Genomic DNA, 21,929 nt, shown 5'->3' with positions numbered 1-21,929 from the left:
TTGAGCATAATACTAGTTTGTAATCTAGCGCAGAGTGGGCCAATTACTGGCCAGAGTGACTTGTTTGATGGTGTGGCCTAATTGACCCGCATTATGTATCCCCAATTAAGGTATCCCCAATTAAGGCGCATGTCGTTTAGCTCAAATAATAACATTCACTTACAGGCTTGCCATGGCGCTCACTCGTCGACACTGTGAATCGAAACCTAGGGTTTCTAAGTTTATGAACGAGAGCCATGGAAGGCGAACTGGCAGTTAAACCGGGATGTTGTTCGAGCCCGCCCTTGGATGCAGGGCCGCTCTGTCTGATGATAATGGATTCACCAACGCCGCGATGGCATGGATGCCAAAAAGCGGCCATGGGGTGGACGGTCGTCTCGCAAATCTCTCTGGATTAAGCCTGAATTAGGCCGAGCCGCGAAGCGGTTTCGGCTTGAATGAATTGTTAGCGCTCAGCCGACTTGCGCCGAATGTTGTACTTGGCGAAGTGCTTCCAAGAGCCATCAGGCTGGGCGGCCTCGATGGACAGCGTCCAAGTCTGTTGCGCTGGCTGGAAGATCAAAGTGTCGCGGAACTGCCCACCTGGATAGGGAATGTTGAAGACAACGGAGTTGCCGGAGATAGACCCAGTGCCATGAGGAACCGAGTACTTGCCGCCGAAGCTATCAAGCCAATGGGCAATAACCTGGTGATCCTTGTCCGCGCCGATGAACACCCGCGCCTCGTACTGGGACGGCACTTGCACGTCATTCATATGAATCTCCGTGAAAGTTCCCTGGAGGGTAGGGGACGCCTCCATGTCGTACTGGACCGGCTTGCCCATGACGTCGCCAACCATCACCCATTGACCGTCGAGCGCTTTCAGCAGGGCCGGTCGGGCTCCGGAGGACTCTGCAGCAAAGGCCACAGAAGTGGCCATCGAAGTCGCAAGGAGGATTGTTACTGAAGCTTGAAAAAGACGCATATTTCTCCTGAGCGTTAACGCCCTAAACAGCCGCGCCGCGGTTTGGCGTCGCATGAATTTGCTTGTTAGCCATACAGGCCTCTATTTTGACTTTTACACCCGACATATAGTCTTGGTTGAACCAAAGTAACTTATCTATCGGAAAGTCACGAAAAGTTAATTATATATCTGCCGTCCACACCACTTTTAAATTTTCAGGCTTTCCGCCAAGCCCTAAGGGGCCATTAAACTCTTTTCCGCTTTCAACATCTATGGTGTTTATACCTGTTTGCCAATTTGTCGTTGCACCACAATCCGAGTAACCTAATGTGGCAACCTTCTTGCCATTGGGGGAAGCAAATTCGGCCACATCCGTATATGCACATAAGGAAGGTCCCTCGAGCCAAAACAGGTCCATTCCAAAACCTATAACTTTGAACCCAAACCCAAAAACGGATTGCTCCAAAATTCCAAATCAATTTTTTGATGCTAGTTACGACACTCATGCAATTCCTTTGCATGGCTAACGCAGCCAGCAGCGGCCGAGCGAAACGAGATCCAGAGCGGTGCTGGCTGGTCTTGTATGGTTAATTCCGTTTGTTTTTGGATCAATTGAGGGTCTTCATGCTGCAGCTCGATGTTTGGCAGGCGCCCCCAATTGAATTGCTGGAGATGTCCACCATGGAGAAAAACGCCTGCAAATCCTGCCCAAGCCCCTTCATGCGTCCATCAAGACCATACTTAAACCCCTTTAATAGCAGATAGACACGCTCACCAAACAGTTGGATACCCTGGTCATGCACTTCAAAGGTTGGCGCGAAAAATCACCAGAATGAGCGTAATAATGATTGACGGAATTCCCCCTGTCACGGGGTAGAGACTAAATCTTTGGCGTTGGTAAACAAGACCTTGGCCAGGCCATCTTGTCGCCAGGCTTCTACCTGTTCCATGCCGATGTGTTCGGGCCATGCTGATTTAGGAATCGCGGACAGACACAGTTCTGCACAGCGATTTCGGCCTGCGCGCTTCGCACAGTACAAGGCATGATCGGCCATTTCCACAGCATTGTCCCAAGCGTGATCGGCCGGGGCTCCGGTAAGTGGCCAACTGGCAAACCCGACAGAAATAGTGATGCGGGGATCGCATTCGGTGGACTCGATTGCGCTTCTTACCCGCTCGGCGATGATGGGCAAGGTATCGTGATGCGTGTGTGGCGCGACAATTAAAAATTCCTCTCCTCCCCAGCGCAGCACATATTCCTCGTCACGCATACAAGAAGATATTGTTTTACTTGCTGTTTTCAATACTTCATCGCCGATAGCGTGGCCATAGTGGTCGTTCACTCGCTTAAAGTGGTCAATATCGATGAGCAAAAAGCCGAGACACGCTTGAGGATCGTGTTTGGTGCGCTGGCGGCTGATAGTGGCAGCTAAATTATCTATCTGATCCAACATAAAACGGCGATTGCGAAGTCCCGTTAAGGGATCGGTATTGCTGGCGAGCTTAAGCGCATCGTTGGCTTTGGCCAGTGATTCGGTTCGTTCGGCAACAATTTTTTCCAATTCAGCGGCTTGCCGAGACAGGGCTGTGAGTCGCCAGCGAATAAACACTATGATAGTGCCTATAGTAAGCAGCAGAACAAGCACTTCAAAAGTCAGGGTTTCGGTGAAACGTGGTGGAACCGTAAAGCGGGCTGTTGCAGTGGGCCCCCATGCTTCAAAAGGTCTTCGCGCTTGTACCTCAAATTCGATTTGACCGACGGGCAAATTTTCAATGTCGATACTGCGTTTTTCTCCTATGTCTCGCCAATGTTCGTTAAGGCCTACAATACGATAGCGGTAATTTAATAACGGGCCGTCTCGGAAATCGTTTGCACTGTAACTGATGTACATTCTCCGCTCTCCCACGGGTAAGGTGTTATTTGCGTTGACAGGCAGTTTTTTATCGTCCCAGTGATAAACGTCGAAGTTGGCATGGGGCAGGGCTGCGCCGGCGTTTGCCAAATCGATTTTAACCAATCCTTGTGATGAAGGGAAAAAGGCATCATTTTCCAACAAAGCACTTTTTCCGTTGCCCATACCGTTGCAGCAGCGGATAGTTGAACGGCCGGGCCTGCGTCCTGGGTCGTAGAGTAAAAACCGGAGCGGTAGTTGATAGTCGGCATTTGGGTGTTCTTTCAGATCATTTTGCCAAATTGAATAGACCCCGTCCGGTGTGCTGACAACAAGTTGATCTGCATATACTTCCAGTGAAAAGGCCGTGGTTATTGGGAGATTATTTTGTTGGGTGTAGCGGGTCCATCCGTCACGGCCATAGATATACAAACCGTGATCATAGGTGCCGACAGCCAGATTTCCGTTGTTCAGCAGTGCTAGGGAGGAGATCAGGACTTGTTTGAGTTCCGGTTCATTGACCCGGGTGAACGTACCTTTAGAATAGCGAAACAGGCCATTTTCCGAGCCTATCCACATTTCATCGTCACTGATTTCGAGGATCGCTCTAAATGCAGTCTCTGTTAAACCGTCGGAATCACCGAATTTATGTACCTTATCCTCGTTAATCCGATACAGTCCGTCGGCAGTAGCGATCCAAATTCGGTGCCGGTTGTCTTCCAACATGCCGTTTACTTTAACCTGTGACAGGCTGGAGTAAGTGTGTTGCAGCTGCCCTGTTTCAGAATAGCGAGCTAAACCATGAAACGTACCAACCCAGACCCGCTTTTGACTGTCCGTCAGTAAGGAATAGGCGATCGGATCGGGCAAATCATCCGGTTCAATAAAGGTTGAGATAGTGCCCTGTTGCCAAATACCTACGCCTTTTGCCGTGCCGAACAGAACATTGTTGCCAGCAGGTGTCATCGACCAGACCAAATTGTCGGGGGCATTATCTTTGGTACTGTAAACAACCGCATTATCGGCCCAATAATGACGCAATCCCTCGGTCAGACTGGCAATCCATACACCATTACGTTCGGGTAGAATACGCATTGCCCTGGGAAGAAAACTGGCATCGCCAGATTCCAGATGCTCGATTACTTTTTTATTTCTCAGACGATAAAAACTGCTGTACGTGCTGAGCAAAACATCATCGTCATCGGCTACGATATTACGGATATAAAGGTCCGCAACTTTATCCTGGGGAAGTGGGATAGTACCGAATTGACCGTTTATAAACGTCAATAGGCCATTACTAGTTCCAAGCCAAAGCGTGTTCTGAGCATAGGCCAGCCCTGTGATACGTGTTTGATGCCACTTTTCTGGAAGATCAAAGTGCTGCCAAGTACCGTTTTCGAGGAGGCTGAGTCGACTTTGGCTTGCAACCCAGACCCTGTTCTCTATGGATAACAGCGCTGTGGGACTTCCTTGCCAACCCTGTACCGGTGCAAGGTGGTCTTGTTCGAGCTTTAGCAAGGTGTCTGCGGCAAACCACAGGTCACCATCTTTAGTTTGGGTGATGTCATTGATTCGCCCGCTATGATGGTTTGTTGCTGTAGTAACCGCCTTGAACTGCCCATTCTCCAATACTGCCAAGTTTTTAATTGTGCCGATCCAAAGTCGTTTGTTATTGTCGCTAAAAAGCCGGGTTATCCAGTTGGCTTTGAATGCCGGGTGACTGAGAATATCGACGGGCGTGAAGGTGTTTCCGTCGAAACGAGCCAGCCCTCGCTCGGTACCAACCCATAAACGCCCCTGTGGTCCGAATACCATGTCATTGACTGAAATTTGCGGTAGGCCGTTGCTCTGATCCCAGGTCTGGTAGGACATATGATTGAGGGATGAATTGGGTAAAGCGGCAAAGGTGAGGTTTGCCCATAAAAAGAAAAAGAGCGCATTGGTGAGCCGAGCAGGGCGTAGCTGGGGGAAAATACGCATAATTATCCTACTTACGTAACGAATCATCAGTGTTTAGAAAGTATATGTTGTGATACATCCGTGTCTGGCTAAGTTATTTACACCTACGTGCAGGGACAACATTATGTTGGTACTGTCAGCCCATTGGACCGTCTGGGTTGAGCGTGATTTTGTTTGACGATTGGCTGGCAACGGACATAGTTACCGCAGGACTCCTTTGATTATAAATGGCATCTAAGCCATGAAAAAACAATGTGTTAAGGCTTTCCTTTAGTGGGCTTTATTACCCTTAGGGTGGCGGGGATAATGCGAGGCAAAAAGTGCCTTTCCTGAGTGTTTATCCTTGACCTGGGTCTTCCTGATTCCGGCTGCTTGTAAAAGATTACCTAAATAACAGTTGCTTAACAAGTTTTACCAGACTGAAATATCTATTGCCGTACAGATAAAAAAACACCCGCGATTGCGGGTGTTGTCAAAGTGCTTGCAAGCATCTTAGAAGGTTATCTCGGGCACTATCAGCTTGCCGAAAGATAAGTAATCCACGGATATCAGCATGACAACCGACGAAGTTACTTGCTTCATCTACTGCATTAACTCAATCCTTTTGAGTCACGTAAAAATAAGGCTTAAATAATTAGGCCGATATTCGTGCGCTCTGCTTGACGTGGGGAGTCATACCAACGCCGCCAGCAGCGGCCGAGCGAAACGAGGTCCTGCGACCGCAGAGAGCGGTGCTGACAGGCTTTGTTATGGTCTTCACTAGTTTGCATGGTAACTTGCCAATACTTGACCTAGCCCCACCGACAACTCGTTGCCTTCTGATTTTGGGTATTGCGCAGAAATAAAGCTAATACTTTTCTGGCTTGAAACTCTAAATATTGGGTTTAGATAGTTAGTTTTTAATAGAAAAAATGACTTAACCATAAACTCCAACGTCAAACCAGAAACTCCATCAACAGAAATATTTGTGATGACTGGATCGCCAATGATTTTAGATAGGAACGGAAGCTCTTTTTTAAAACAGGAAAAGTGTTTATTTGCATAATCCAATAGTTCTGGCCCTTTCCCAGCATGGTAGATGTCAATCATATATATCCCATTTTCATCCTCGAATGTTAATGTGGAAATATCATCATCCCAAAGCTCTTCAGTTAACTGCCAGCTTTCTGAGTGCTCAAAATAGATTCCGTTTTTATCAAACACACCGATCACCATTTATTGCCATAACGCTCAAAGCAGCTTCGCTGTAAGCGTCGGCTGCCTTTGCTTGTTATATCACTTACCCCTAGAGCCAAATAGCTTAATCCAAAGAGCAAAGCCTCTTTGCTGAAGCCTGTACTCACCTCTAACGGAATCATTTTTAAGAATTATTTTTCTTTGTGTTAACGCAGCTAAAGCATCAGTAAGAGTCTGATCAAGTCCAGTAAACTTTTCTCTAATGTCACTTTTTTAATCCATTCGTTCATGCTTTCAGCCATAATTCCAAGCACTTGACGATATTCATCTGATTTTATTTTTGAATGGAAATCTGAGGCATAATATCTTGACCCAATTGCGTCTATAGCCCCGCCATCCTTAAACGCACCTTCTAGTACGTCTTCAGCTGAGATCTCGCCATCAGAGTTATATTCAAAAGCTGTATGCGCAAATTGCTGGATGAAGTGAGGATATCCCTCTGACAGAGTAGATATATGCCGCTTCGCATCTTCACTTATTGATGTTTTTTCATCATTAATTCGATTGCCTTCTTCCATGCCTTTATCAATTACGTAAAATCTATCTGTTGGATTAAGTTCTTTGACTCTAATATGATTAAAAATACGCAAAGAGGATTCATGCGATTTCGCAAGCTTTGAAGATATTTCCGGTAGGCCAACAACGATGAACATAATGTTATTGCAGCCATTTTGCTGAAGTAATTCAGTGACAACTTTGAAGAAATAACCTATATGTAAGTCATCACAGGCATTGTCAGCCTCGTCAATGATAAAGACAATTCCATCTTTTTTATCCTCGCCTTTTTCTGGATTAATAATTCTTTTACATGTTTCTGAAAGCGAGTATGAAAAATCATTGATCACTAGATCAGAGTCTTCTGTAACGTTTAATTGATCGATTCCTGAATCCATAATCTTTATTCGTTGCACAAAGTCCCACGTGCTATTCATGAAGCTTCTAATTGCTTCTACTTTTCCAAGTTCCCGTTTAATATTTCTCTCGATTAACTTAATAAACGTCAACAAGCTCATTCTTTCTGAAATAACTATATTGATGGTTAGAAAATTAAATTTACCATGATCTAATGTTTCAAATGTTCCTGAAGAAAAATCCTTTAAAATCATCATGAGTGACGACTTCCCAATACCTCTTTCTCCAGTAATAAGAAAATTGCTAGGTTGATCGTGCTTAGTCTGATATAGCGCTTGTTCAAGCAGCTTTATCTCATTTATACGACCTGCAAACATTCCTGTTGAGACAGGGCTATTAGGTTTAAACGGGTTGATTTTTTTCATGGGATCTTTTTTACCTCGTGCGATGCTTATTAGAGATATAACATTTTATTAGTGCGTATGCGCGTTTTTCAAACCTATTAGCTAAGATTAATATTTGTAATCAATTGATTTTATATGTTTTTATTTGTTATCGGTTGAGTTAATGCGTACTAATGTGTCTGAAAGAGTATCATAACCAGCCTTTTTGTCTGGCGATACGTGCCGCATCGATCCGATTGCTGGCATTGAGTTTAGCGATGGCTTCCGATAGATAATTGCGCACTGTACCCTCGGCAATAAACAGCGTTTCGGCAATTTCTACGGTGGATTTTCCTTCGCTGGCAAGGCGTAGGGCACGACGTTCTTTATCGTTAAGGGGATCGACATCACCTATGGCCATCATGGCAAGCTCAGGATCTATCACCCGTTTACCCGCAATAACTTGTTGGATCGCATTGACTAAGGTTTCCGAGGGCGCATCCTTTAAGAGAAAGCCACCGACGCCTGCTTCAATGGCGCGTTTGATATAACCTGCACGGCCAAAGGTGGTGATCACTACAACTTTAGTGTGACTTTGCTGATCTTTAAGCCAAGCCGCAAGCTCTAGGCCTGTGCGTCCCGGCATCTCTATATCAGTGAGTAAGAGATCAAAGCTCTGTTGTTTGAGTAAGCTTAGGGCTTCATCGCCGTCGCTGGCCTGAGTGATAGTAAATCCACCCGCGAGGGTTAACAGGGCTGCGAGGGCGCCACGCACCATGGCTTGGTCTTCAGCCAGTAAAATCTTCATTAAGTTGCTTTTCCCTGCAGAGGTAAACTGACGCTAAAGGCGTATCCTTGATCGAGATTGTAGTTCAAGCTGCCGCCTAGGCTGTCTAAGCGTTCACGGATCCCTGTGAGTCCATTGCCTTCGACTAAGGGTTTAGCCGTCGCATTGTCTTTGACCTCAACCCGCAGGTGATCGGCTTGCTTGCCAAAGGTAATATAACATTCACTGGCACCGCTATGGCGGAGAATATTATTAACCAGTTCGGTGAGGATCAAGCCAAGTTGACTCTCTATTCTGGCGGGCAGTTTAGGGATCTCACCATGGAGTTCGACACATAATCCTTTATCTCTTAAGGATTTACAAAGCTGGGTGACGCAACTCTCTAATCCTTTGTGCTTGTAGTCTGAGACAGTATGGCGAATTTGGCTTAGGCTTTCCCTTGCGATCTGACCCAGTTCAATCAGTTGAGTCGATGCGAGTTCATATTCTTGTTTTGCGATGAGTTTTTCGGCTAACTCGGCCTTAAGGGCAATGGAAGATAAGCTGTGACCCATAATGTCGTGTAGGTCCCGCGCGATACGCTCCCGTTCGACCATAGTGGCGAGGGTGCTAATTTCTTGGGAGCTCTGTTGAGCTTTTAACTTATGTTGATAGCGCTTGCGTTCGGCCAGCCCCAACATGCCGACGCCGAGCACCAGTGCCGAGCCGTAAAGGGGGAAATAGAAATTTCCAAAGTTACACACCTCATTTAAGCCAAATAATAAAGCGACTAGGCCGAGCAGGAAGAATATGCTGGATTTGAGTGGGTAAAAGAAACCGATAAAAAAGCCTGCGAAGGTGAACAGTGAGATAGAGCCAGGGTTGATGGGGGTTATGGCGCTTCCGATGAGTACCATCACCAGAATGGGTTTATAGGCGCTGCGATAGTTACATTTATAGGCCCAGAAGTAGCTGGCGATAAAGGGAATAAGCACGGTTAAACTTAAGGCTATTTTCCATAAAGGGTAGGTGCTTAGAAACAAAGGAATAAGATAAAATACTAAATTTATCAGATAGATCCACGCGAGTTTTCGCTCGATTTGAAGGGGTGTGCTCGTCATAGCGCCTCTGTGAAGCTGTAGTGGTTGTTGGATTATCTGCTTCGATTTATTTCACCTAGGGATTGGCGCCGTATTCAGCGCCTAGATCCCCGCTTGTTAATTGGCTATTTTGCACTTAATTGCTGATTTTGTTGAAGCAAAAACTGAGCCCAAGCGTAATCCGCCTGCACTTTTAATGCCCGTTGCCAATCTTCAATCGCCCCTTGATTATCGCCAAGCTCCTGTTTCGCTAGTCCTCGCCATGTATAGGCTTCGGCCTCGCCCCAGCAGATGTTATCGCAGGGCCCGGCGAATCTTTCTATCGCTGTGCTGGCCAAGGCCTGCGCATTTTGCATACTGCCCCCGAAGAGGGGGGGAGTGTTATAGGCGGCAATTGCCTTGACGAGGGCGACTCTAGGGTTTTGTGGCTCTAGCTGTTCTGCGCTAGCGATGGCCTTGGCGGATTTAAAGCCGAGTATGGCGCCTTTGCTCGTATCTAAGGCGATTTGCATTCCATAGACGGAGGATAATAGTGCAAGGGATTCGGCATTCGCTTGGCTGGCCTGTAACGCTTCCAGGGTGGCTTGAGCCACAGCCAGTGCGCTGCCTGCAAGGGATTTTTGCCCCATCACATTGGCACTGATGGCGAGGCGATAATTGGCGTAGGCTTGATCATAGTCTTGGGTACTGGTACTCAACTGCTGCAATTTAGCGATATTCATCGAATTAGCGGCGGCATCTATATTGGTGATATTCGAATTGGATGCAGTGGCCAGTGCTGGTGCAGCGACTAAGGTCAGACTAGAGATGAGGAGTATTGTTTTCATGGTATTTCCTTATTGAGGCAGTTTCCCATTGCTTGGGTACGGACTCATTATCAGAAATGCCATAGGTGAAATGTAGACACAAAGGTCATCACTTAGGCATGACAAATGTCATCAGTTGAGCAGAGCTTAACGCCTATATAGCCAAACACCGGAGTGATTCCGGTGTTTAGCGTATTAGGCCTAGTCTTTATACCAAAGTTTGCGCGCTCGCTTGGCTGACTAAGTAACTCATATAGCCTAAATAGCTGAGCAACAATACCGCGCCCCTGCGACGACCGATCTGATAACCAGACCAAGCGAAGGGTAAAACCACTATGGTCAGTGCAAGCATAACGATAAAATCTAGGGGTTGGAAACCGAGCCCTGACACTGGATGCACTATCGCAGTCACGCCCAGAATACCTAAGATATTGAACACATTGGAGCCAACAATATTACCTATAGCAATATCGCTCTGACCTTTGAATGCCGCAATTACTGAGGTGACTAATTCCGGCATACTGGTGCCAATCGCAACAATAGTGAGGCCAATAATTACTTCGCTCACACCGAAGGCTTTAGCTAAATCGACGGCGCCATTGACAAATAAAATACCGCCACCGACAAGCATACTGATACCGACAGCGATGAATAGCATAGAGAGCAAGGGATTCTTAGGACCTTCTTCGATAACTTCGCCATCCTCATCCGTGGTGTTTTTGGAGCTGATATAGCTAAACACTAAGTAGCCAACCAGTAGCGATAACAACACAGTGCCATCGATTAGGCTGAGTTCTCCATCGAGCAATAACCCCCAAAACAGCATAGAGGCCAAGATCATCAAGGGAATATCACGTTTTACCATTTGAGATTGCACTTCGATGGGGCGAATAAGTGCAGTAATTGCCAGGATCAAACCTATGTTGGCGATATTCGAACCAATCACGTTACCTAGGGCGATACCACTGTTTCCAGCGAGGGCGGATTTGACACTGACCGCCAATTCGGGGGCGCTAGTACCAAAGGCCACAATAGTTAAACCGATAACGAGCGGAGTGATACCTAGGCGAAGGGCGATAGAGCTTGCCCCGCGAACCAATGCTTCTGCGCCTAAGGTTAAAATGATAAAACCGCCAATAATTGAAAGTGCAATTAGCATTTTAGGACTCTGTTAAACCTTGATTAAGTGAATAGGGATCGGGATGGGTTATCCTAACCGACAGGTGCACATAATACGTGTTTTTGTTGCACTTTGACAGAATATGTCATAAAAAAGCACGCTGTTGGGCGTGCTGCTTTTTAATCGGTAATGACACTCGCCATCCTACTGTTTCAGATGAGTTATTTCTTTGCTATCTCATCTTCCCAACAGACTTGGGCACCGCGAATGCCATCAACGCGCTCACTAAAGGCCTTTTCAAGTACATGGCGTTTGATTTTTAAGGTTGGGGTCAGTACGTCATTCTCAATCGTCCAAGGATCGTTAACGACGACAATGGCATCCACATGTTCGTGGGACTCTAAGTGCGGATTAACGCTATCTAATGTCGCCTTCAGCGAGGCACGCACTTCTTCGCGGGCCTGTAGACTCGCGCCTTCGGATAGTTGCACTAAAGCGACTGGATGGGGCAAGCCAGAGCCAATCACACAAATCAATTCCACATTGGGGTCCTGCGCCAATTTACGCTCGATAGGCACGGGGGCGACATATTTGCCCTTGGCGGTTTTGAAATTGTCCTTCACTCGGCCGGTAATAGTTACACAACCATCGGCATCGATAGAGCACAGATCGCCAGTGTGGAAGAAACCATCGGCATCGAAGGCCGCCGCTGTGGTTTCGGGCTGCAGATAATAGGCCGTCATCAAGCCTGGGCTCTTAATCAATAGCTCGCCATCCTCGCCCTGACGGATGTGGCAGTCCAGTATAGGTTTGCCAACCGTGCCAATTTTACGGGCATCGAAGGGGTGGTTGATGATGGAATAAGCACAGTTTTCCGTCATGCCCCAAGCTTCACAAATATCCAGTCCAATGCTGTGATACCAGTGGATTAAAGAGGGGGGAATTGGCGCCGATCCCGAACCCAATAAGCGGCAATGATTCAGGCCGAGCCCTTTGTGAATTTTGTATTTAACTAGGCTGCTTAATAATGGGATCTTCAACAATAAATTGAGCTTACTGACGCCAATTTTATCGATAATATTCTTCTGGAATAGGCTCCATAAACGTGGCACCGAGAAAAAGACCGTTGGCTTAGCCCGCTGCACGTCTAAGACGAAGGAGTCTAGATTCTCGACAAAGGCGACAGTACTGCCCGAATAAAAAGATGAGCCTTCAATCGCTACCCGTTCGGTGATGTGGGCCAAGGGCAAATAGGAGAGGAGGCGGTCATCACCATCGGTACGCAGATCCCGCACTACCGCTAGACAGGTCCAGCCATAGCTGGCGAAGGTCTGGATCACGCCTTTGGGCTGGCCCGTAGAACCCGAGGTATAGATAAGCGTCATCACTTGATATGGCGTAGGTAATGGCGCCTCAACCAAGGGATTACCCATATTGAGCAGTTGTTCCCATTGATATTGGGCTGGCATTGTTTCATAGGGCATGGCAAGGCGCAGTAATTCGCCACCAACCCCCGCTTCTTGATCGGCCCAATGATCGAGTTTGCCAAGGAAAATCGCTTTAGCGCCACTATGTTGCAATACATAGCGAATGGTGTCTGTGTTGGCCGTTGGGTAAATTGGCACGCTAATATAGCCGCCGTGCATGAGGGCAAGATCGGTGATAAACCACTCGGCACAGTTTTTAGAAAGCACGGCAACTTTATCACCAGGTTCTAGGCCTAAGTGGCGCAGTGCTCCGGCGAGTTGTTGTACTTTTTCTTGCACTTCACCCCAAGTAAAATCGAGGTATTGCCCCTTGATAGGTTGGCGTAAATAAATTTGATCCCCACGCGTCTTAGCCCAGTGCGCCAGCATTTCGATTGGCGTCTTAATCGCTGTATCCATTGGCAATTCCCTGTTCTTTATTGTTATTTTAACCCCATCACTAAGTGTCAGTATGGCGAGTTTTATGGGGCCACGCAAATAGTTTGCGAGATTGTAAAGCCCTGAAATGGAGTGCTAAGCCTATATGCTGAGGATGAAAATAAGATGAAGAGAAGGGCAAGTGGGGAAGAGGATGGTAGCGGTAATAAAAAAGGCGCCTAAGCGCCTCTTACTGATACTGTATGCCGCTTACAGTTCCATGATTCCGTCCATTTCAACCTGTGAATCCTTAGGCAATTGTTTCACACCGATAGCGGCACGGGCAGGATAGGGCTGGCTGAAGTAACGGCTCATGATTTCATTCACTTTAGCGAAGTGGCTTAAATCGGTGAGGAAGATATTGAGCTTAACGATATCGTTGATCGAACCGCCGGCAGCATTACAAACGGCTGTTAAGTTTTCAAAGACTTGTACAACCTGCGCCTCAAAATCATCACTCACAATTTGCATTGTGCTTGGCACCAGCGGAATTTGGCCAGATAAATACACTGTATTGCCAACTTTAACTGCCTGTGAATAGGTGCCGATGGCCGCTGGGGCATTTTCGGTTGCTATGATGATTTTTTCTGCCATGACGCTCTCTCTAATATTGAATTAATTAACGATTACGGGATGTGCGCAGCACTTCGGGAAGCACCCTAATTCGGCGCATCACGTTGGCTAAGTGGATTCTGTCTTTCACCGAAATACGCAGGTTAATCAGATACACGCGGCCATCGCGTTCCTCTGTGCTCAGGTTATGAATGTTCGAGCCTTCGGCGGCAATGATCGAGGTGATCTTCGCCAGTGCGCCTTGGTGATTGACGATTTCCACCCGCAGATTAGCTTGGTACTCGACCCCATCAACATTATCCCACTGTACGGGAATATACTTGTCTGGCTCACCCTGATAACCGCGAATGTTGGCACAGTTTTCCATGTGCACGACTAAGCCTTTACCTGGGCTGACGTGGGCGATGACCGCATCGCCAGGAATAGGGCGACAACAGTTGGCAAAAGTGACTAGCATGCCTTCGGCGCCACGGATTGGCATCAAGTGGGCATCGCGGCTCTCTTGATTTTCAAGGTTATCGCCAATCAAACGTTGGGCGATAACGATACTCATGGCATTGCCAAGACCAATATCGGCCAATAGCGAATTCAAATTGGCATGCTTAGTATCGCGCACGACTTTGTCAATTTGTTCGGCAGGAATGCTATCGAGCTTGGTTTTACCCAGCGCATGGTTAAGCAGGCGACGGCCGAGGGCAATTGCATCATCACCCTTAAGGCTCTTAAGCACTTGGCGAATTTTAGCGCGGGCCTTACCCGTGACCACAAAGTTGAGCCAGGCTGCATTGGGGCGGGCGCCTTTTGCGGTAATGATTTCAACGGTTTGACCCGAAATCAACGGCTGGCTTAGCGGATAGGCTTGGCGGTTAACGCGGGCGCCAACACAGGTGTTACCTACATCGGTATGGACTTCATAGGCAAAATCGACCGCGGTCGCATTCACGGGTAATTCCAGAATGCGGCCTTCGGGGGTGAACACATAAATCTCTTCGGGGAAGAGTTCTGTCTTCACGTTTTCAACGAATTCGAAGGAGGTGCTGGCGCTTTGTTGTAATTCCAACAAGCTCTGCATCCACTTACGGGCACGCACTTGCGTGGTGGTGCCTTGGCCTGTTTGCGCACCGCCTTTGTAGGCCCAGTGCGCGGCAACCCCTTTGTCGGCCATCTGATCCATATCCTCAGTACGAATTTGGATCTCAACGGGTACGCCGTGTGGACCAAAGAGAGAGGTGTGGAGTGACTGATAGCCGTTAGCCTTAGGGATAGCGATATAATCTTTGAAGCGACCCGGGCGCGGTTTATAAAGGCCATGCATGGCGCCGAGTACGCGATAACAAGTGTCGATGGAATCGACTATCACCCTAAAGGCGTAGATATCCATCACTTCTTGGAATTGCAACTCTTTACTCTGCATCTTGTTATAGATGGAGTAGAGGTTTTTCTCGCGGCCTTTGACTTTACCCGCAATACCCGCATCGTTTAAGCGCGTATATACAGCGGCTTCAATGCCTTGGATCAATTCTTTACGATTGCCGCGGGCGGCTTTAACGACTTCTTTAAGTACCCGATAGCGCATCGGATAATAGGCTTGGAAACCTAAGTCTTCTAACTCGGTTTTGATATTATGAATACCAAGACGGTTAGCGATGGGCGCATAGATTTCTAAGGTTTCGCGGGCGATACGGCGACGTTTGTCGGGACGTAGTGCGCCTAAGGTGCGCATATTGTGGGTTCTATCGGCAAGCTTGATGAGGATAACGCGGATATCCTGCGTCATCGCCATCATCATTTTGCGAAAGTTTTCCGCCTGCGCTTCTTTCTTATCGCGAAATTTAAGCTTGTCGAGTTTTGACACGCCTTCGACCAATTCTGCCACTGACTCACCAAATAGCTCGGCTAAGTCATCCTTAGTGACATGGGTGTCTTCGATCGTATCGTGTAGCAGTGCTGCCATCAGCGTCTCATGGTCGAGGCGCATCTCGGCAAGGATGCGGGCAACCGCAACCGGATGAGTAATATAAGGTTCGCCGCTAGTGCGCATTTGCCCTTCATGGGCATCACGCGCAACTTGGTACGCCTGCTTGAGCAATTCTACCTGTTCAGGTTCTAAGTAACCGGAAGCAGACTCCTTTAGACCTTCAAACAGATACAAGTGGCAGCTCTCCTTTTACCTAAACAGGTTTACTCAATAACGCTTATAGTGAACGACCTTCAGCAATAGCTGCAACCGCTGCAATTTCAGCGGCTTCACGTTCACGCACGGTTTGACGCTCATCGGCATCTAAGGTGTGAGCGTTAACTAAACCTAGTTCGATTTCACGCAGGGCGATAACCGTTGGTTTGTCGTTCATCTCTTCAACCATAGGGTCTTTACCCTGCACGGCGATTTGGCGAGCACGACGCGCCGCAACCAGGATCATATCAAAACGGTTGCCGATTTGTTCTACGGCGTCTTCTACAGTTACGCGAGCCATGTGTTGAAACTCCAGTTTATCTAGGGAAAAAATGACGCAAAATTGTACACTAAGGCAGTTAGCCTGCCAACAGATCGTTAAGCATATCATTTTGCGCGTGGATCTGACTAGCTCCCGTTAAGCGTTGACTGCGAATGATGGCACGCAGATCGGCGAGGGCGGTGTCAAAATCGTCGTTGACGATAATAAAATCATATTCTTTAAAATGCGACATTTCCGATACGGCCTGCGCCATACGGCTGGCGATCACATCGCTGCTATCTTGACCACGGCCTGTGAGGCGGCGTTCTAGTTCGGCTTGCGAGGGGGGGAGAATAAATACACCAACGGCCTCTGGCATCACCGCTTTTACTTGCTGGGCACCTTGCCAATCGATATCGAGGAAAACATCAATACCTTGGGTGAGCGTATGCTCAATCACATGGCGTGAAGTGCCATAGTAATTACCGAACACTTCGGCCCATTCAAAAAAGGCATTTTCAGCAATCAGTGCTTTAAATTGTTCAACATTAACAAAGTGATAGTGTTGTCCATCGACTTCACCTGGGCGCGGTGCTCGGGTGGTATGGGATACCGAAACCTGCATATCGGCGGGCTTATCTTTAAGCAGTGCCGAGATCAGCGAGGATTTACCAGCACCACTGGGTGCCGACACAATAAATAAATTTCCGCGTGCGGTCATGAGCTAAATATCCAGTTTGTTAACGCAAGAAGGCCCCAGAGGGCCGAGCATTATACAGATTTTGACCTTAAAAACGCTAGGGCTGTTGTCCGGCAATTGAAGTCTATTTACTATTTCATGGGCATTTTTACCTGACGAGGGTCGTAGACACTGACAATTGCGGCTAAATTCGTTACGCTCGTGTCCATACGACATTGAGAGTCGTGTTTGCGCTTGGATTATTCAACTATAAAGGAAGGGTCGTGCTGTTAAAATCTCTTTTCTGCCTTCATGGGCGTGATTCCCGTCCCCGTTTTGCCGCTATTAGTGTAGGCGTTTATGTCTGCATTTCCCTTGCTGTTGCAGGGTTTGGGGCGAATTTCTTAATGTATTTATTGGCGTTATTAGGCTTGCCCTTACTGGCATTAACTAGCCTGCGCCGTCTAATGGATGCCAATAAGCCTAAGTTTTTAGTGGCTTTATTAGTATTACCTCTTCCAGTGTATCTTGCGCTGTTAATTGTTGGGGCGCCGCCTTTCATTGCGGTATTGGCTTTAGTGTTAGCCGCTGGGGCAACCTTTTTTGGCGCTCGTTTACCTTCACCAACCATAGTGGATTATCGTTTTGGCTATTATGGCCCAGCGTTAGATTCACCCACCTCGCAGGCGATACCCCGTCGCCGAGTGGAGCCTGTGCTGACACCTAAAACGGCTGCTGCCACGCCAACCTCTTCCCATACTGGGCCTACGGGGACACCAACATTGGCCGAGGTGGATTTGGAGGTGCTTCGTCAAGATGAATTGCGTTTCGATGAATTAACTCGAATGACCCAGAATCCTGCGGATTTTGTGGTGCATGATGCCATTATCGATGCCCAGGCAGATTTTCGTCCTGCACATCAAAGCCGCGTGGAACAAACGCATATTGAGGTGATTGATGTGGATCTCGCGCAGGTGGATTTGCAGCACGCCAATGCACGACACGCTCCCTTAGATCCCGCCGAACTGAATGATGAGCCTGTGTGGCGTTTCGACCACGATGATGAGTCCAATAGTGTTCACCAGGCAGAGGACGCAGAAGAAATGCGCCGTCGCCGCGCCGAGGCTAAAGATTCAGGCTCTATGACGGAGTTATTCCGCGGCCTAATCGAGTTTTTTTCACCCTATCGCCGTTACTTAGTGTTGCCTAAATTCCCTATGCCGAGCCGCCGCTATTGGCGCCCTGCGGCGATAGGCTTAGGTGGACTGATATTGGTAGCTTTGGTGTGGGGACTATGGCCAAACGGAGATGAACAGGCGCTGGAAGTGGTGAGTGCGGTTCCTGCGGCCCCTATCGCAAGCGATAGGGTGACGCTGGAGATGCCCGATGGATTCTCCGTCGCCTTCGAGGGGAATGTGCTGATCATGCGTTGGTTGGGTGAGCAGGGCAAAGCACAAAATATTTGGTCATTAGCCACGGCGCAGGGGGATAAGACGTGCAGCGCTTTAGTGTTTAATAATGGCACTGAGTATCGCCCAATGACGGTGGATTTGAAGGCGGATTCAGCCACCGAAGCGCGTTTTTCACCTCTGGATAGCGCAGGTATCATAGTTGACCTTGCCCGCCGTGGCAGCATTGGTCTATGCGGTTACAAGTTTAGTTTGAAGGGAAGCCAAGCGATTTTGGAACAAAATCGTACATTTGGTGATTATTTAGCCCAATAATGACGCCGATACTCTAGTCACAATCGGAGGGGTAGATTACACTTTTGCTCCTCTTTTTCTTTAAGGGCGATTTGGCATTAATGCTGTGTGGCCAAGCTTGAGAAGTACCTTAAAACGAATTGAAAACTCAACCCAACATGCATACTGAATTGACCTTAGTCATTATGGCGGCAGGGCTAGGCAGCCGTTTCGGTGGCGACAAGCAATTAGCCTCCCTCGGCCCCGCGGGTGAACCCATGTTGGTACTCTCTATCATGTCCGCGATCCGCAGTGGATTTAAACGTGCGGTGTTAGTGATCCGTCCAGAGTTAGCACTTGAATTAACTGAGATATTGGCACGGTTTTTACCTGCGAGTTTTGAGTACCATTTTTGCTACCAAAACATAACGGATTTACCCGAAGGTGCGCAGTTGTCTGATTACAGCCACAGGCTTAAACCTTGGGGCACGGCCCATGCACTCTGGTGCGCCCGTCGTCTAGTGCAAGGCCCTATGGCGGTGATCAATGCCGATGATTTTTATGGTGACAGTGCTTTTGTTTCCTTAGCGAAAGGCTTAACCGCCAGACCCAAGGATTGGATGATGGTAGCCTATCCCATCGAACTCACCTTGTCCGACCATGGTGGTGTTAACCGTGGATTGTGCCAAGTTGAGCAGGGTCAACTACGCTCGGTGGCTGAATGGTTGAATATCCAAGCGCAAGATAATGGCTTTGTCGGCGAGGGCCCAGGGGGATTTGCGCTACTTCCACCACAGTCTTTGGTTTCAATGACGTGCTGGGGCTTCTCCCCAAGTATTTTTGATGTTATTAAACAGGAATTAACGGCATTTATAGGCCAGCAGGGCAAACAACCTAAGTCTGAATGCTACTTACCCGCCATAGTACAGGCGGGCATTGAGCAAGGTTTGCCTGTATATGTCGATGTTGCCTCTGAGCCTTGGCTCGGCGTGACTTATCCGCAGGACACTGTCTGGGTAAAACAAAAATTAATGGAGTTATTGAGTGATTAAACTCATCAGGCAGTCAGTGTTGCCTCATTTTGGAATTGAAGCCACAGAGGCAAAAATCTCAGCTTTAGGTAATGGCCATATTAACGATACCTTGTTAGTGCGTTGGCCCTCGGGCGAGTTAGTGCTGCAGCGTATTAATACCCAAGTGTTTAAGACGCCAAGGGCCCTAGTCAGCAATGCCGATAAGATCAGCCATCATTTATGCGCTAAGGCATTACAACAGCAATACGGGCTTAAAGTTGTCAGTCCTTGCCTAACCCAAGAGGGTGAGTTGGCTATCGATTTGGGTGAACAGGGCTTTTGGCGTGCTATTAGTTATTTACCCCATAGCTTAAGCATTGAGGTGGTCAAATCGGAGGCGCAGGCGGAAATGGCGGCCAAGGCCTTTGGTCATTTTGCCTCGGCCCTAAGTGATTTTGATGCGACTGAACTTGAGGATGTGATCCCTCAGTTCCATCATTTGCCTGGGCGCATGGCCCTATTGCAACAGGCCGTGCAGCAAGATAGTGCACAGCGGTTACAGTATTGTCGTACCTGGGTCGATTATGCGCTGTCTCAGCAGGTTTTACTGGATGAACTCGCGGAAACTTCCCCCAAACTACCGCTGCGAATTTGTCATAATGACACTAAAATCAATAATATGCTTTTCGATAAGCGCGATATGTCCAGTATGGCGATTATCGATTTAGACACCTGCATGAAGGGTCATCTGATGTATGACTTTGGCGATATGGTGCGCACTTTCTGCTCGCCAGAGTCCGAAGATTCTACCGCCCTTGAAAATGTAACTGTGCGCCAGTCTATCTTCGCTGCGATTTGCCGAGGCTATTTAAGTGAGCTTGGTGATGTGCTGACCGACGAGGAAAGACGTAGCCTATGGCTGGGTGCTAGGGTGATTTGCCTAATGATAGGTGTGCGTTTTTTAACGGATTATCTGAATGGTGATGTGTACTTCCATATCCACCGTGAAGGCCATAATCTGGACCGCGCGGCCAACCAGTTTACTCTGTACCAGAGCTTGCTCGATCAAGAGGTTGAACTTAAAGCCAATTTTTAACCAGCGCTGGGTGATGTCAGCGCGTGCATATAGGTGCTTTGGTATGGGCTCCACTGCGACACCGGCAGAATCAACTTATTCGCGGCGTAGTGAACGCAATTCGTGGTTAAGATGTACCCTGCGTCGCTCGCAGCAGGAGGCTGTTGCCTCGTCTATGATGACGGCAACCAGCGATAACTTCTTCAATGCCTATGCCATTTTTCTCGGCGCCAGCCTAGCGCAAATGGGGTTTGTTACGGGGTTACCACAGCTTTTTGGCGCACTCTCCCAACTCTTATCCGTTTGGCTCGCGAGCCATTTTTCCCGCCGTACTTTTATTGTGTTTTGTGCGACCTTTCAAGCCGGTATTGTGTTGGCAATGGGCGCTCTAGCGGCAGTAGGGCCAGAACATGGCGTGTGGATCTTTATTGGTTTAGCGGTTTGCTATCATGGGTTTATCAATTTAATTCAACCCCACTGGCGGGCGTGGATGGGGTCCATAGTGCCTGAACGTCGCCGCGGTGCGTTTTTTGCGGCGCGCACTCGACTCACCATGGGGGCATCCTTAAGTGTGTTTTTTGTGGGTGGCGGTATTCTGACCTTTACCGATTCGATGCAGATGGCGTGGCTGGGTTTTACCTTGTTGTTTTCAATTGCCGCCATGGGGCGTTTTGTCTCCGCTTGGTTACTGCTGCAGATGCATGATCCCGATCCCCGTGAGCCGAAACAGCGTGGCGTATTTGTCCAAACCTTAGGTAATTTTCGTGCTGCCTGGAAGGATAAAACCTTTCGTCAGTACAGTCTATTTGTCGCCAGCATGCAGGCAATGGTTGCCATCTCGGCACCGTTTTTCGCTGTGTATATGTTGGAAGATTTAAAGTTTACTTACTTTGAGTTTGTACTCGCCAGTGTGGCGTCGATTGCGACTCAGTTTGTGACCTTAAAATTTTGGGGCCGATTTAGTGACTTGTACGGCAATCGACTCGTCATGATCATCACCAGCAGTTTGATCCCAAGTTTGCCTCTGTTATGGCTGTTTTCCGATAACTATTTGTATATCTTGGCAATCCAAGCATTCTCTGGCCTTGCTTGGAGCGGTTTTACCTTAAGCACTGCCAACTATCTTTACGACATTCGCCCCTTTCGTAGTGACTTTGCTACTTACGCTGCCCTGCAAGCGTCACTCAGCGCGGGCCTAGTGTTTGTGGGTGCTATGGCCGGAGGCACCATTGCCTCCCATGCGGCGGATTTTTTGATTTGGTCTGGCTGGAACAGTTGGCTAACAAGCCCGATTTTTGTGGTATTTCTGGTATCGACCCTAATGCGAACCTTAGTGACCCTATGGTTTGTTCCGCGCTCGGTCGAACCTAAGGTCAGGCCAAGGCCACAGTTGCTTAAATTGGTCTTCCGTATCCGCGGTTTTAATGCGATCTCCGGCGTGAGCCTCGACTGGTTGACTGTGGTTAAACGCAGAAAAAATAGCGATTAGGATCTAGGCTCTAGGTTAGGAC

At 48.0% G+C, this 21,929-nt stretch carries 18 protein-coding genes; 4 read left to right on the top strand and 14 right to left on the bottom strand.

All coding sequences use genetic code 11. The features are described from left to right. Window positions 1-445: 445 nt before the first annotated feature. From SOHN41_RS17000 to gmk, 14 genes are all read right to left on the bottom strand, one after another. A complete protein-coding gene (locus SOHN41_RS17000; RefSeq protein ID WP_202797554.1) occupies window positions 446-964 on the bottom strand; it encodes a DUF1579 family protein in 519 nt (172 codons plus the stop codon). A 160-nt stretch (window positions 965-1,124) separates the two neighbouring features. Beyond that, window positions 1,125-1,361 carry a hypothetical protein gene (locus tag SOHN41_RS16995; protein ID WP_007651417.1) on the bottom strand — a complete coding sequence of 79 codons (237 nt, stop codon included), beginning with the start codon at window positions 1,359-1,361 and terminating at the stop codon, window positions 1,125-1,127. A 448-nt stretch (window positions 1,362-1,809) separates the two neighbouring features. After that, window positions 1,810-4,815 carry a ligand-binding sensor domain-containing diguanylate cyclase gene (locus SOHN41_RS19645; RefSeq protein ID WP_007651415.1) on the bottom strand — a complete coding sequence of 1,002 codons (3,006 nt, stop codon included), beginning with the start codon at window positions 4,813-4,815 and terminating at the stop codon, window positions 1,810-1,812. A 738-nt stretch (window positions 4,816-5,553) separates the two neighbouring features. Continuing rightward, a complete protein-coding gene (locus tag SOHN41_RS16985; RefSeq protein WP_139058397.1) occupies window positions 5,554-5,997 on the bottom strand; it encodes a hypothetical protein in 444 nt (147 codons plus the stop codon). 188 nt (window positions 5,998-6,185) lie between these two features. Next, window positions 6,186-7,307, bottom strand: a complete 1,122-nt coding sequence (locus SOHN41_RS16980) for an ATP-binding protein (protein WP_007651411.1) — start codon at window positions 7,305-7,307, stop codon at window positions 6,186-6,188. A gap of 169 nt (window positions 7,308-7,476) precedes the next feature. Beyond that, the gene (locus SOHN41_RS16975; protein WP_007651410.1) at window positions 7,477-8,073 is read right to left on the bottom strand and encodes a response regulator transcription factor; all 597 of its coding nucleotides are present in this window, start codon (window positions 8,071-8,073) and stop codon (window positions 7,477-7,479) included. Continuing rightward, window positions 8,073-9,152 (bottom strand): sensor histidine kinase, encoded by a 1,080-nt coding sequence (locus SOHN41_RS16970; protein WP_007651409.1) that lies wholly within the window; start codon window positions 9,150-9,152, stop codon window positions 8,073-8,075. The genes SOHN41_RS16975 and SOHN41_RS16970 overlap by 1 nt, the downstream gene beginning before the upstream one ends. A 104-nt stretch (window positions 9,153-9,256) precedes the next feature. After that, the gene (locus tag SOHN41_RS16965) at window positions 9,257-9,958 is read right to left on the bottom strand and encodes a hypothetical protein (protein ID WP_007651407.1); all 702 of its coding nucleotides are present in this window, start codon (window positions 9,956-9,958) and stop codon (window positions 9,257-9,259) included. A 187-nt stretch (window positions 9,959-10,145) separates the two neighbouring features. Further along, window positions 10,146-11,096 carry a calcium/sodium antiporter gene (locus tag SOHN41_RS16960; protein WP_007651404.1) on the bottom strand — a complete coding sequence of 317 codons (951 nt, stop codon included), beginning with the start codon at window positions 11,094-11,096 and terminating at the stop codon, window positions 10,146-10,148. Between the two features lie 182 nt (window positions 11,097-11,278). Beyond that, entirely contained in the window at window positions 11,279-12,943 is a 1,665-nt protein-coding gene (locus tag SOHN41_RS16955) for an AMP-binding protein (RefSeq protein WP_007651401.1), read from the bottom strand. A gap of 228 nt (window positions 12,944-13,171) precedes the next feature. Continuing rightward, complete coding sequence (locus tag SOHN41_RS16950; protein WP_007651400.1) at window positions 13,172-13,555, bottom strand: RidA family protein; 384 nt, start codon at window positions 13,553-13,555, stop codon at window positions 13,172-13,174. A gap of 25 nt (window positions 13,556-13,580) precedes the next feature. Further along, window positions 13,581-15,686: a bifunctional GTP diphosphokinase/guanosine-3',5'-bis pyrophosphate 3'-pyrophosphohydrolase gene (spoT, locus tag SOHN41_RS16945; protein ID WP_007651399.1), complete on the bottom strand. Its 2,106-nt coding sequence runs from the start codon at window positions 15,684-15,686 to the stop codon at window positions 13,581-13,583. A 43-nt stretch (window positions 15,687-15,729) separates the two neighbouring features. Continuing rightward, window positions 15,730-16,008, bottom strand: coding sequence for a DNA-directed RNA polymerase subunit omega (gene rpoZ / locus SOHN41_RS16940; protein ID WP_007651394.1), 279 nt, complete (start codon window positions 16,006-16,008; stop codon window positions 15,730-15,732). A 58-nt stretch (window positions 16,009-16,066) separates the two neighbouring features. Further along, window positions 16,067-16,690 (bottom strand): guanylate kinase, encoded by a 624-nt coding sequence (gene gmk / locus SOHN41_RS16935; RefSeq protein WP_007651390.1) that lies wholly within the window; start codon window positions 16,688-16,690, stop codon window positions 16,067-16,069. Between the two features lie 242 nt (window positions 16,691-16,932). Here gmk and SOHN41_RS16930 point away from each other — a divergent pair, with 242 nt between their 5' ends. The 4 genes from SOHN41_RS16930 (at window position 16,933) to SOHN41_RS16915 (ending at window position 21,907) form a co-directional block, all read left to right on the top strand. Then, the gene (locus SOHN41_RS16930; protein ID WP_007651387.1) at window positions 16,933-18,372 is read left to right on the top strand and encodes a hypothetical protein; all 1,440 of its coding nucleotides are present in this window, start codon (window positions 16,933-16,935) and stop codon (window positions 18,370-18,372) included. Window positions 18,373-18,509: 137 nt separating this feature from the next. Further along, the gene (locus SOHN41_RS16925) at window positions 18,510-19,382 is read left to right on the top strand and encodes a nucleotidyltransferase family protein (protein ID WP_007651385.1); all 873 of its coding nucleotides are present in this window, start codon (window positions 18,510-18,512) and stop codon (window positions 19,380-19,382) included. After that, window positions 19,375-20,439 carry a phosphotransferase enzyme family protein gene (locus SOHN41_RS16920; protein WP_037459505.1) on the top strand — a complete coding sequence of 355 codons (1,065 nt, stop codon included), beginning with the start codon at window positions 19,375-19,377 and terminating at the stop codon, window positions 20,437-20,439. The genes SOHN41_RS16925 and SOHN41_RS16920 overlap by 8 nt, the downstream gene beginning before the upstream one ends. 43 nt (window positions 20,440-20,482) lie before the next feature. Then, window positions 20,483-21,907: an MFS transporter gene (locus tag SOHN41_RS16915; RefSeq protein ID WP_037459501.1), complete on the top strand. Its 1,425-nt coding sequence runs from the start codon at window positions 20,483-20,485 to the stop codon at window positions 21,905-21,907. Window positions 21,908-21,929 lie beyond the last annotated feature (22 nt).

Source organism: Shewanella sp. HN-41 (assembly GCF_000217915.1).
GTDB lineage: Bacteria > Pseudomonadota > Gammaproteobacteria > Enterobacterales > Shewanellaceae > Shewanella.
This window is presented reverse-complemented; position numbering and strand designations above follow the sequence as displayed.